This is a genomic window from Paenibacillus sp. BIHB 4019 (assembly GCF_002741035.1).
In the GTDB taxonomy this organism is placed as follows: Bacteria; Bacillota; Bacilli; order Paenibacillales; family Paenibacillaceae; genus Pristimantibacillus.
The window spans coordinates 428,385-440,636 of sequence record NZ_CP016808.1 but is presented as its reverse complement, the minus strand read 5'-3'; the positions used below and the strand labels follow the sequence as shown (position 1 = coordinate 440,636).

Annotated in this window: 11 protein-coding genes; 3 read left to right on the top strand and 8 right to left on the bottom strand. The window is 43.2% G+C overall.

Annotated features, from left to right (window positions below; genetic code table 11):
• Window positions 1-10: 10 nt before the first annotated feature.
• The 3 genes from BBD42_RS02065 (at window position 11) to BBD42_RS02055 (ending at window position 3,320) form a co-directional block, all read left to right on the top strand.
• Window positions 11-961, top strand: a complete 951-nt coding sequence (locus BBD42_RS02065; protein ID WP_099516783.1) for an LCP family glycopolymer transferase — start codon at window positions 11-13, stop codon at window positions 959-961.
• Window positions 962-1,621: 660 nt separating this feature from the next.
• Window positions 1,622-2,524 carry an ABC transporter ATP-binding protein gene (locus tag BBD42_RS02060; RefSeq protein WP_099521401.1) on the top strand — a complete coding sequence of 301 codons (903 nt, stop codon included), beginning with the start codon at window positions 1,622-1,624 and terminating at the stop codon, window positions 2,522-2,524.
• On the top strand, window positions 2,517-3,320 hold the full coding sequence (locus BBD42_RS02055; protein ID WP_099516782.1) for an ABC transporter permease: 804 nt from the start codon (window positions 2,517-2,519) through the stop codon (window positions 3,318-3,320). The genes BBD42_RS02060 and BBD42_RS02055 overlap by 8 nt, the downstream gene beginning before the upstream one ends.
• 390 nt (window positions 3,321-3,710) lie before the next feature.
• On the opposite strand, the gene BBD42_RS02050 is transcribed toward BBD42_RS02055, so the two are convergent.
• The 8 genes from BBD42_RS02050 to BBD42_RS02015 all read right to left on the bottom strand — a co-directional run bounded on the left by BBD42_RS02050 (window position 3,711) and on the right by BBD42_RS02015 (window position 11,979).
• Complete coding sequence (locus tag BBD42_RS02050; protein ID WP_237163333.1) at window positions 3,711-4,160, bottom strand: bactofilin family protein; 450 nt, start codon at window positions 4,158-4,160, stop codon at window positions 3,711-3,713.
• A gap of 24 nt (window positions 4,161-4,184) precedes the next feature.
• Window positions 4,185-5,225 carry a M23 family metallopeptidase gene (locus BBD42_RS02045; protein ID WP_150131496.1) on the bottom strand — a complete coding sequence of 347 codons (1,041 nt, stop codon included), beginning with the start codon at window positions 5,223-5,225 and terminating at the stop codon, window positions 4,185-4,187.
• 198 nt (window positions 5,226-5,423) lie between these two features.
• Window positions 5,424-7,667: an O-antigen ligase family protein gene (locus BBD42_RS02040; protein WP_099516780.1), complete on the bottom strand. Its 2,244-nt coding sequence runs from the start codon at window positions 7,665-7,667 to the stop codon at window positions 5,424-5,426.
• A 105-nt stretch (window positions 7,668-7,772) separates the two neighbouring features.
• Window positions 7,773-8,408: a class I SAM-dependent methyltransferase gene (locus BBD42_RS02035; protein ID WP_099516779.1), complete on the bottom strand. Its 636-nt coding sequence runs from the start codon at window positions 8,406-8,408 to the stop codon at window positions 7,773-7,775.
• A 15-nt stretch (window positions 8,409-8,423) separates the two neighbouring features.
• Window positions 8,424-9,068 carry an NTP transferase domain-containing protein gene (locus tag BBD42_RS02030; RefSeq protein WP_099516778.1) on the bottom strand — a complete coding sequence of 215 codons (645 nt, stop codon included), beginning with the start codon at window positions 9,066-9,068 and terminating at the stop codon, window positions 8,424-8,426.
• Window positions 9,041-9,634 (bottom strand): HAD-IB family phosphatase, encoded by a 594-nt coding sequence (locus BBD42_RS02025; protein WP_099516777.1) that lies wholly within the window; start codon window positions 9,632-9,634, stop codon window positions 9,041-9,043. Before BBD42_RS02025 ends, BBD42_RS02030 begins: the two co-directional genes overlap by 28 nt.
• Window positions 9,635-9,650: 16 nt before the next feature.
• A complete protein-coding gene (locus BBD42_RS02020) occupies window positions 9,651-10,607 on the bottom strand; it encodes a hypothetical protein (protein WP_099516776.1) in 957 nt (318 codons plus the stop codon).
• Entirely contained in the window at window positions 10,600-11,979 is a 1,380-nt protein-coding gene (locus tag BBD42_RS02015; protein WP_099516775.1) for a hypothetical protein, read from the bottom strand. The genes BBD42_RS02020 and BBD42_RS02015 overlap by 8 nt, the downstream gene beginning before the upstream one ends.
• Window positions 11,980-12,252 lie beyond the last annotated feature (273 nt).

The following is a 12,252-nucleotide window of genomic DNA, read 5'->3' as shown; positions in this document are numbered from 1 at the left end:
GGCTCTTCGGGTGAAACGATGGGTGAAACGCTCGCTTATAATCGTCAGCACCGTATGTCTGGTCGCTGGCTTGGGAACGGCCCTATACAGCTGGTATCTTTATGGTAAATTCAAAAAAACAGCTGCTGATATGTTCGAGCCCATCATATCTACACCATACGTCAGTTCAGATTCGGAGCTGCAAATATCCGGCATAGAAGAAGCAATTACTGCGGAGAAGCCGTTCACCGTATTAGTAATGGGTGTAGATGAAAGAACGAATGATCGGGGACGAACAGACACCATGATTGTTATGGGGGTGAATCCGCTCAAGCATTCGATCTTTATGTTCAACATTCCGCGTGATACGAGAACGGCTATTATTGGTCATGGCACGACGGATAAAATAAACCATGCTTACGCTTTTGGCGGGGTAGAAATGTCAAAGCAGACGGTAGAGCACTTTCTTGATTATCCGATTGATTATTATATTCGGGTCAATATGGAAGGTTTCTCAAAAATTATAGACGAGCTTGGCGGAGTAACCGTCAACAATCCTTATGCTTTTGATTTCAGTGGTTATACGTTTGAGCAAGGGCCTATTCAGTTGAATGGGGAGCAGGCGCTGCTTTATTCTCGCATGAGATATGAGGACCCGAAGGGGGACAGGGGCAGAAATGACCGCCAGCGCGCCGTCCTAAAGCAGCTCATTTCCAATGTATTTACCTTATATGGAGCTACGCAAATAAGCAATCTGCTTGCGGAGCTGGGTGACAATGTAAGAACGAATATATCTTTTGACGAGATGAAAACCTTTTTTAAAGAATATGGGACCGGAATCGAAAAGGTGGATAGCATTGAAATAAGCGGCAGCGGAACGATGATTGATAAAGTATGGTATTACATCGTCGGCGATCAGGAGCGGAATCGAATTCACGAGCTGCTGAAAAAACAAATGAGCATAGAAACGGATGCGGTCTAAAGCTTTCGGCTGTTATAAAAAAAGGATAAGGACCCTGACAAATCGTTGTCAGGGTTCGATGTTTCTGTAAGGCGACAAAATTTGAGTTTTCTGTTGACATTATTCGCTAAATACCATAAAATATAAACAAACAGATACATTACGTAACATTTTACATAAATAATGATACATTAAGTATACAAGGAGTGATTAGGTGATTCAGCCTCAGGAGCAGTTTTATTGCGTCGGATGCCAAAACATGATACCTACTGGGCAAGCGAATGTGTTGTTCCGAACCGGATTTTTCCGTGTAGTAAATCGGCTAGGTTGTTGTAGAGCCTGTGCTCAGGCCCAAGCTGGCCATACTAACAAGTTGGAGGCACAAATGCAAGGCGCAACAGGCGGAGTCATCCCGTTAACTGCTAAATCTGATTTTGATCCCTATCAAACGAGCTTTTATCCGGCATCCCAAAGCCTCCTGACTACAGAAGTTGTGTAGCAGGAGGCTTTTTCTAAGATTCTTGTACATATTCCAATCGTTTCCTTATTCGATTATACTAGGTAAGGTTAGTTGTAGTTAGATTAATGTTAGATCATTATTAGATCACTATTAGAAATGGGACAGGACATGCGGTCCACTGGAGAAGGAGGAAATAAAAATTGGAGCAGCCAATCGTACAAATGCTAAATGTAACGAAGCGCATCGGCAAACGGACGATCATTGATCATCTCAGTCTTGACTTGCCGGCTGGTGAAGTATTCGGCTTCCTCGGTCCCAATGGCGCCGGCAAAACGACAATGATCCGAATGATGGTCGGCCTCATTTCTATAACGGAAGGCGAGATCAAAATTGATGGTCACAGCATCTCAAAGCAATTTGAGAAAGCGATTCGCCATGTCGGCGCCATTGTCGAAAATCCCGAGATGTACAAATATATGACTGGTTATCAAAATTTGGTTCATTTTGCCCGGATGGTTCCGGGTGTTGAGCATTCGCGTATTCAGGAGGTGACGGAGCTCGTCGGCCTTGGCTCGCGCATTCATGATAAAGTGAATACCTATTCGCTTGGCATGAGGCAGCGGCTTGGTGTTGCGCAAGCGATTTTGCATCGGCCAAAGCTGCTCATTCTGGATGAGCCGACGAACGGACTTGATCCCATGGGCATTCGTGAGCTTCGCGATTATTTGCAAAGGCTGGCCAAGCAGGAGGGACTGGCGATATTCGTCTCCAGCCATTTGCTTGCCGAGATGGAGCTGATGTGCGACCGGGTAGCCATTATCCAGCAGGGCAAGCTAGTGGAGGTCGTCCAGGTCGAGAAGAACCGAGAGTCGGAACAGCATGCAACGCAGCGGGTCGTTTTTGAAGTAGACGATTTAGAGTCAGCGCTTGCTGTTGCGGCAAATGAGGGAATAGCGGGGGAACGGGCTGGCCACGCCATTGCCATTGGGGCGGATAAGGAAGCGGTCGCTAGCTTAAATGCAAAGCTCGTAGCGGCAGGCATTAAAGTATACGGCATTCAGGCACAGCATCAATCTTTAGAGGATCGGTTCCTCGAGAAGACGGGGGGCGGTCATATTGTATAACTTCAGCAAGCTGCTATTGAATGAAAATATGAAAATATACCTCCGCACAAGAACTTGGATTATGACGGGCCTGCTGCTGGCATTGGTTGTATTTATGACCGTACCCGTTTATTTTATGTCCAAAGACAGTGCGGTATCGATGTGGACACTTGTAAAATATGAATCAGCAGTAGGTTATTTGCTTATTGCCATGTTCACATCCGTCGTTGCGGCGGGGAGCGTTGCCGAGGAGTTCACGAGTGGAACGATCAAGCTGCTGCTTATTCGCCCGTGGATGAGATGGAAAATTTTATTGTCCAAATATATTTCAGTCGTGCTGTTCGCGCTGTTACAGGTTGTGCTGCTCTATGCATTTACTATTGCGTTCAATTTTTTGTTTTTTGACCATACGAATGTAACGGCTGCAGAAATTCACGGTTTATTCGTTGATGATGGCCAATTTGAAGGCTCAGCGGCAGTATATAATATGAAATATTATTTGATGCGCTTTATTGCCCTGCTTGTGACCTCGATGATAGCGTTTATGCTGTCAACGGTGTTCCGGAGCGGCGGGCTTGCTATCGGGCTATCCATTTTCCTCGTATTTTCCTCCATTTCCATCGGTCCATTTATCGGGCTGATGAATTATAAATGGGTGGATTACTTGTTTTTCGTCCAATTGGATTTGGTGCCTTATTTGACCGGAAACGTTGGCGACCGGACGCTCGGCTTCGCGATAAGCGTGCTTGCTGTGTATTATGCAATATTCGCAGCTCTCACCTGGTTTGTATTCTCTAAGCGTGACGTTGGCGCGTAGTGAAGCCTCATAAGCATGATGGGAGAAGGGAACTCTCCCCGGCTTAGTACTAGTTCGCAGAAAAAAGGAGCCTTGCCAGCCTGACTCCTGAATAAGGCGTACAGCTGGATTAGCAAGAAATAAGCAAAAGCAAGCAAAAAGTAAAGGGGCAGGCGATAACTCGCCTGCCCTGTTTTCGTGTGTTTAAATATCAGAATTTATAGTAAGCGGTTAGCCAGAAGCAGCGCTTGTTCATAAGTGACGCTTTTTGCACAGTATGTTCCTAAATGCTGTTAGCAGGCTGCTTCCCCTAATCCAATCCGATTGCTTGTTCTATGTGTTTTCAGCTGAGTGCTTCAAGCTGCTGCTTATATGCTTATATGTGGTTCATTGGCATACACTGGACGCTTGCTAGACGGCCTGACGGGCTTTATCCCGATTGCTGCCGTCTTTAGCGGCGTTATCTTTGCCTGCGCTGTCCGTTTCCGAAAGAGGGCGTGTGAGCGGGGCCTGACCCCGTTCCATATGGCAGCTGCCATTAAAGCTTCCGCCATCTTGAATAATTAAGGAATGGGCATTAATGTTTCCTGTAATTTGCCCGGTTGCAGTAATCGTGAGCCGCCCCTTTGTCGTAATATCCCCGAAAAGTTTGCCTGCTACAGTCAAATCCTTCGCCGTTATATTTGAACGAGCTACCCCGGATTCGCCAATGATGACATCTCCAACACATTCAATGTCTCCACGATATTCGCCTTCAATACGCAGGCCTGCTTCACATATGAGCTTGCCTTCCGCATGGGTACCCTGTCCAATCAGTGTATCCGTGGGGGATATTCGCTTGTTTTCCTTAAAAATAGACATAGAAAAACCTCCTTGTTAAACAGCTTAGGATGGTTGAAGCAAGTAGGGCAAAGGATTGACGGCCTCGTCGCCCTGCATAATTTGAAAGTGAAGATGAGGCCCCGTGCTTCTGCCTGTAGAGCCCAGCAGGCCGATTTTCTCGCCCCGCACGACCTGTTCTCCTTCCTTGGCTTCTATGCTTTGCATATGCATATAAACGCTGTTCAGCCCGTTATGATGGTCGATAATGATATAGTTGCCCTCAGAGCCTCCAGTACCGACTTCCTTAATCGTTCCATCCGCCGCGCTGAAAACAGGATCGCCTGCTTTGCCGCCAATATCAATGCCGGCATGAAAGACGGCCTTCCCTGTAAAAGGATCTTTGCGGTAGCCGAAGCTGGACGTCAGCCTCTTCGAATAGGTAGGCCAGCCTGACGGATAGGAATCAACCTGCTGCCTTCTTATCTGTGCTTGCCGCAGCGTCTGCGCCATCGTTTCCTCCAAAGAGTCGATCATCGCACTTAGCGATTGAACGTCAAACGAGGTAGAGGAAGCCAAAGCCCGAAAGGACATCCCGCTCGTTTGCAAGGAACCGCTCGTATCATAACCGGCTTGCTGTGCCAAAGCCTGCTCGCGCTTGTACAACTGTTCAGATTGTTGCCCAAGCTTGTGGCTGCTCGTGTCTATCCCAGAGTCAGAGCCGCCATATTTGTCGATGAACTGTTTGAGCTTGTTTTCCAGAGCGAGCAGCTCATCTACACGCATCTGCATGTCCTCGGTTTGTTGAGCAAGGCTTGCCAGCTGCTGCTGTAGGGCGAGAATCGTCTCATCCTTATTGGCGACGGTATGCTGATATTGCTGCGATTGTTCATCCTGCTGTGCCGCCTGCTCTAGAAGCTGCGCCTCAAGCTCATGCATCTCGAAGACCGATTTGATCTGGAGGGCGGCAAAGCAGCCCGACACGGCCAGTGCAGCTGCGGCAGGGGCCGCAATGACGGATCGCTTTGAGACATGAAACTGCTTGACGGTTTTGTCAGCGCCGCGCATGACTACAAATGACCACTTTGAATTAGACGATCGATTCAATAGAGGTTTCTCCTTCCGGCCGGTATGAGAATTTAGAACGTTCTAATGCAATTTATTCTGCCGCAGCGGGAAACATGTCAGAAAAATAGGAAAAGCGCCTCCTAGGGAACGTCTCAAAACGGGTTTATGCATAACGCATGCATAGATTCAACCGTTCAAAGACGAGGCCAGAAAGGCGCTTATTGGTGTGGCAATTGCTTATTTGGTTTCAATAGAAGCTAGTGCTTGCTGCATCGCAGGTGTGAAGCTGAATTCGCGTCCCTGCGATTGTTCTGGAGGCAGCGTCGCAAGTTGGGCGATACGCCGCTCCACTTCCGCTTTAAGCTCCAGCACACGCTTGTGGTAGCTTTCCGCATTTCCGGCATCACTGCTAATAGCCGCAACATATTCAACAATGGCATGATCATAAAACTCGATATCCCAACGGAATTTGCTAATGCCTTCTTCCAGCACTTGCAGCATCTCTGTTGTTTTGCCGTCCTTTTTGTCATTTTGATATTGGGCCATAATGAACGAACGGTTGTAAGGATCATGGGCTTTGCCGCTTGCAAGCGTCTGCAGCGCTTCATCTTTCATTGAAGCATTTTGCGTCTGCTCATAGGCCTGCATCAGCCATTCGTATTTGGTCAGGCTAAACACGGAATGATCAGGTGAAGTCTTAATGGCTTTATTGAGTGAAGGCAGCAACTGGCTGAGCTGCGCCTTCCCAGCAGCAGCCGTATTATACGTATCCTGAAACGTGCTGTTTGCGCCGTTCGCGCGCGCGGAGCCGACTAGCAGGACAATGGCCAGCACGCCGATGGCAGATGGATAGATCCATTTTACTGCGCTGCCCTGTACGGGTTGTTCTGCCCCTTGTTTAAACGCAAGCGATTTGCCAAATGGCGCAATCATAGCGCCCAAGCTAATGAATAGCAAAGCGCTCAAATAGACGTAGCTCATATCAAAGTCGATAGCGCTATGCAGCAGCAGCGTCGTTGCCAAAATAAAAAAGATCAAGTGGCTGCCCCGACGTTCAGGGTAACGGATGTACGAGCGAATGTATAAGTAATAGACATAAACGAGCAGCCCGATAAGCGCAGCAAATCCAATCCAGCCTACCTCAACGAGCGTTTGAATGAAGAAGCTGTGCGCCTGTCTGCTCCAATAAGGATTGTTTTGGTATTGCTCATATAGAGCCTGCCAGCTGCCTCCGCCAGCTCCGAGCAGCGGATAGTCTTTGGCAACCTTAAAGCCATCCTCATAGAAGGTCCAGCGTTCGAGAACGCTGTGCTGCTGCAAGTTGATGTTTTCGAATCGGGAAGCCATTTTCTCAGGCAGCAGATCACGGATGCCGTCGCTTGTAATAAGCAATACGGCTGCCAATAGTCCGACAACGACAATAGCAGCGGGAAAAGCAGCAAATGCCCATTTGCGCTGCGCAAGGCGTGCACTTTTCTTTTCGATCCAAGGGAACAGCTTCTTGTGAATAAGCATGATCAGTCCTGCATTAACAACGGCTGCCCCAGTAAGCAATGCCCAGCTTTGCAGCGGCAGCTTGTCGAACATCGAAATCGTCGTCGCCACTTTCGTTTCGGTCGGCTGTACAATTGCGGAAATCGCTTCTGTATTAGCCGTGATTTTGCCCAAAATAACGAGCGTCAGCAAAGCGGATAGACCAGCGTAGACGACATAAGCAAATTGCCTAGCCAGCTTCAGAAAAGGCAGAAGTACAATAAGCATCACTGGAATAATAACGAGGGCGCCCCTCGAATAAGCGAGAAAAAAGGAAATTAAAATCGGTACGAGCATAATAGAATTAGCTAGGCGCATATACCAGCGCTCACAGGTTGCGGCATAATAAGCGGCGATCAGAAAGATGGCAATTAGGAAGCCGGCGTATGTATTGGAATATTGAAAGACTGAGCTAAGCCGGTAGCCATCGTGGGCGAGCCACATTGCATCCTTGTAATATTGCTGGCCGAACAAGTTCAGCAGGCCGAAAAATACGATTAAATAGGCAGAGAGCATAACGCCATATTCCAGCCATTTTCGCATCTGTACTTTTCCAGCAGCATATAGACTGGTCAGAAACAGGGCAGCGAGCAGGAAGAAGACAAACGTCATAAATTTGGCATAATAGCTGGAGACGGCCTGCATTGATGAGAGCCAATAGATGGCCGGCAGCAGCAAAACTGCAATCGACAGCACGCTGCGATGGTTGTTCAGTTTCCAACCCGTAAGATAAGCGTACAAGGCGGTTGCGGCGAGTAGAACGTAGCCATAGATGGACGCGTTGTAAATGGGAGACTCGAAGGCATATTCGTAGCCGTTGAATAATCCCCTCTCGTATGGGAAAATAAGGACGAACAAAGCCAAGCCAAGTGTCAGTAACCCTTGCAACAGCGGCTGCTCTTTAGACAATTCCGCTGTGTTTTGTGTTGCTTTTTTCCTTGCACTCATTAATATGTACTCCTTGTATGCGTAGTAGATTTCCTCATAGTACTATTTTAACAAATGATGGGGGCTGATTCCATAATGACCACATTTTAATAGATTATAAACTAGTTATTTTAAAGTAGCTATATAGGAATAGAAGTGAGTATTACTCCAACGGTTCATTTCCAAAGGATAAATGTCTACGGTTTCGACACTAAAGTATTCAGAAAGTAAAAGAAGCTCTTTCTTTTGATGCCTATAGATAGAAAAATAATTATGACCAATCTCACTTGAATATTTATTTATAATGACATCCTCGTTAACGCCCGATTGATGTTTAATAATTAACTTGCCATAAGGTTTCAACATCCTTGCACAGTTTTTGTATATTTTACTAACTAGTTCATCATCAACAATGTATTGTAATACTCCAAATAGAAGAATGGCATCATATTTAATATCATCATTATAATTAGTAATGTCAGAAACAACTGTTTCCAAATTGGGTGTATCCGAGCGGAAACGCAGTAATTCCTCATGCTTCTCTACCCCTCTAATAAAAGAAGCGTGATCAGCCAATAGGTTGGTTAGCGTACATGTACCACAACCTAGATCCAGTATTTTTGACTGAGCTGGAACTTGTTTAATAATGAATTGATAGTCATATTCCAGCATTTGATCATTTTTTGTAAAATGCGTGGCTACTCTAGGGTCCTCAATTTTAGCTCTTGATTCCCAAAAATCATCGATTATCTTTTGATTCATTCGAGAGGCACCCCATTAATAATTTTCTTTTACCCATTTGACAGCAGACTCATAGTCAGAGGGGGTATCTATTTCAATGGACCTAACGAAAACCCCCTTGATGGGCAGAAGATTATTTACCATCTCGAATACATGACCCTTTGTTGCAGTTACATTTTCATGATTTAGCTGCAGTAAGCCAGTCCATTCAAAGCTGCCATTTTTTCGGGAAAATGATGTGACTTTCTTATCATTGTCGAATTCATCTAGCTCCACATATACAGGTTCCTCTGTGGATGGGATACAGTAGCCCAAGCACTCTTCATTGATAGATAGAAATTTTAAAAGATCCTCGGGATGTACAAGCAAATCACCATCCAAAGAAACAACCATTCCATTTGAATATTGGGCACCAAGGGATAAGCTTGCTCCTGTACCTGTATTAGTGTAATTATGATTGAAGATGAAGGTAACATCTTTTCGGATCTTTAATACCGTTTCTATCACTTGCTTAGCTTGAAAACCAACTACGATTCGTATATCTTTAAAATCTTTTAACAACTCTAATTGCCACTGAATAATCGGTTTATCCAATATTTTTACAAGTGCTTTAGTAGTACCCATACCTAGACGAGAGCCAACTCCGGCACAGCTTATAACAATTGTTTTAGAAACTGACATAATTTCACCTCATCGTAAATAGCATGTGTTGCACAGGCAAGCACGGAATCAGCAGGCGCATGCACACCACCATAACCAATTCCAATCGTTGCATTTTTTATCATTCCTGCATCATTGTTACCTTCGCCAATGGCTACGAAGGGCTTAGGAATATGCAAAGCTACCGTTTCTTTGTCCAATATGGATTCTATTCCGGTAACGAAGTCATTATTGCTGATTGCAATCGAAGTATAGCTTTTAACTCCAATACGATCACAAAGTGGCTTGACCCAAACATCCAGATTTCCTGTTACGATAAAACATTGTTCCTTATATTCTTGTATAAAAGCAAGAATTTGAGGATTTAAAGGAATAGAGTCAACAATTTCTCTGACCTTTGAAATTTTTATATTTTTGAATAAGTCAACTCGTTGTTGAAAACTAATATGGAACGGTATCATCCCGTTTATTGTTTTGTAGGTGAGCTCATTTACTTCCTCAAATATGCCTACTTCCTTAGCGATTTCCGGGAGCAACTCTTTTTGGGTAAGTGTACCGTCCAAATCAAATAAAAATTTCCAGTTCATAAAATGCTCCTTCTATTTATACAGTTAAAATTTTAGTTGCGAGTTCAAAGTTAAAAGGGAGTATGAATTCGGGAGCGTTTCGGACCGGCATATCCCCAGCTTTAATTTGTTCTATAGTCTTCATGCAGTCTTCTAAGGGGAGAGACGAAATACTTGAGATACCTATGCCATAAGACAATTGTTCTTGGCGGGGAACGACATTGTCCAATACATTTAGAACCATTCTCCCGCTTAATCCAGCTTCAATAGTTACAGAGGTTGTTGAGTTGGTAATGATAATATCGTTTGAATGAATCAAGTCTAAAATATTCGTATGAGAAGGAAAGATATTAACCCCTTTTTTCTCCAAATAGGACTCGAATTCAATCACGTTTGGCCAAAAAGGAAGCTTGATCCCTATACCTTCATCAAATAGCGGTTTCCAAAATTCATAAGTGAAGTCGTAGCCTTTTTTGAAATAATAGCCTATTGAGGACATTGCAAAAGCTACACGCAAATCTTCCCCGGCTACATAATGACTTGGCGGGGTGTTTTTTTGCTTTTTAATCCAACCAACCTCAACCACCTCAGCATATCGTTTTAAATGATTAAGATTAGGCAGGGGGGAGAGAAAAACATCAAACAAAGAAAGCCACATACTATCTTGTGAAAGAACAGGTGTTACTAGATCATGCGGATAATAAATGCACTTTTTAGGTTTTAAATATTCAATAATCTCCAGCGCACTTATGATTCCATCGTCCTGGTAATAAGGGGAGAAGTTTTTTTTATCCATAAACAAATGAGCAGATGTTATAAAAATAATATCCTTGCCTCGGAGCGGTTTAATAACGTCGATAGCATTTTGTTGCTTCATCATATCAATTTCGATACAATTATAATTTAAGTCTTTCATATATTGGTATAAAGGATGTAGAACATATTCGGAACCTTCGCCAAATCCAAAAAAAAGATAGATTCTATTGTTAGTCATTTTCTAATCCTTTCATGACGCGTCTTTCTGCTGTGTAGACAACTAATAAAGTAGACAAGCCAGCTTCGTAAGCATCATTAAGAATCTGTTCATTGCCTTCTAGGTAGTAATAGCTGTTCGTTGCGTGAAAATATCTACTTGTCGGTCCTAGAGTACTGTAATGCCCGTTATTATAAAATAGGGTTGATGAAACTTCAAAAAAACCATTTGTATGCAGAATTTCTCTAACTTTCGAATCATTTACAAGATGTTGGGTAATATTTTGGGAGCTATTATAAACCTTTTCTCCAAACAGATTATGTTTACTATCTATCCCATTCAACTTCATGTCCATTATACAAAAGCTGAGATTCCTAGATCCGTTTTCTGGTACAATCGTCTCTCCTAAGTAATTGAAGATGAGTTTATTGTCACCAGGAACAACAGTGATCTTTTCTGAAAATACGAATTGCTCATTTAAATTATAGGTCTTATTTAAACCACAACCGTTGATTGTGAAAAATTCTGTACCGAAATGGCTTAGACTATGGCTTGTCCATTCCAGTTGAAAGGAATAAGTTTCATCGGTAATATTATGGATATTAATGCATGCTTCCTTACTTGTGCTTTCAATCCAGCGGTAATAAGTATCTCCAATTTCAACGCTGCTAAAGCCATACTCCCATGAAACCAATATAGGAGTAGTACTCGCAAAGACGGAAAGAACCAATTTTTCTGTTACTGCTTCAGCAAAATCCTTTATGGCTCCGGAGTTCAATAAATATTTGGAGAGTACAGGACTACCAACAAATACCACATCTGAGTTTTGTGCTAATTGCGGTAAAGCGGACGGATAGCTGGATATGAAGTAAATATTGTTGGAATCCGCTACATAGAGGGATAGCAGGTTCTCTAGGGACATTGGGTTAATTAGTTTGATATTAGGGGACAAGTCGTTATACAATTTCGGCCAATGAGATATTACAGCTATATTTGTACCCTGATTAAATGCTGAAATAAGTTGATCAATACTTACATATGAAAATACTTCATATTCTGTTTTTTTAGATGTGCTTTCAATCTGGTGGCTAAAACTATTATTAAGTGCTGATTGACTTATCCTTGGTATGTTTTGTTGAGGTAGACTGTCCAATATCAATTTTAATATATTTGTTTTTTCAATATGCCTTCTATCTTCATTTGACTGCCCGATTTGTTGTAGGGTATTTAGTTTTTCTTCTAGAGCTACTAGCTTGTTAGTTGAGGTTGCATGCGATTGTTCTAGTGATGTCATTTGGTGCTGAATAGATGTCATATGCTGTTGAAGATTAGAAGCTATCTGATTCAAAATAGGATTCGCTAGTTTGTAATAAATTTTTTTAAAAATTTTCAAATCATCATCCCCAATTAAACAAAGTTGAACAGAACGTTTTAATTAATTAATAAAATTATATCACACTAAGAATGATATCCTAACCCTAATGCAATTGCACCTCTTTTGTATGGCAAAGAATAATTCTAATCAAAATTAAGATTTCATCAAAATCTATATGCTAAACGACACTTTCTCCAAAAATATTTGCCAAGTGAACAGAGTAGGTTAGCTCTTAATATTCATTGAGCTATTATGGGCAATCTATAAATGAGAAGATTTGGTTAGCCATGA

Bases quoted from the DNA above. Each gene is read 5' to 3' on its own strand.
- BBD42_RS02040 (WP_099516780.1), bottom strand. From the start codon at position 7,667: ATGAGTGCAAGGAAAAAAGCAACACAAAACACAGCGGAATTGTCTAAA.
- BBD42_RS02030 (WP_099516778.1), bottom strand. From the start codon at position 9,068: ATGTCAGTTTCTAAAACAATTGTTATAAGCTGTGCCGGAGTTGGCTCT.
- BBD42_RS02035 (WP_099516779.1), bottom strand. From the start codon at position 8,408: ATGAATCAAAAGATAATCGATGATTTTTGGGAATCAAGAGCTAAAATT.
- BBD42_RS02060 (WP_099521401.1), top strand. From the start codon at position 1,622: ATGCTAAATGTAACGAAGCGCATCGGCAAACGGACGATCATTGATCAT.
- BBD42_RS02050 (WP_237163333.1), bottom strand. From the start codon at position 4,160: ATGTCTATTTTTAAGGAAAACAAGCGAATATCCCCCACGGATACACTG.
- BBD42_RS02025 (WP_099516777.1), bottom strand. From the start codon at position 9,634: ATGAACTGGAAATTTTTATTTGATTTGGACGGTACACTTACCCAAAAA.
- BBD42_RS02020 (WP_099516776.1), bottom strand. From the start codon at position 10,607: ATGACTAACAATAGAATCTATCTTTTTTTTGGATTTGGCGAAGGTTCC.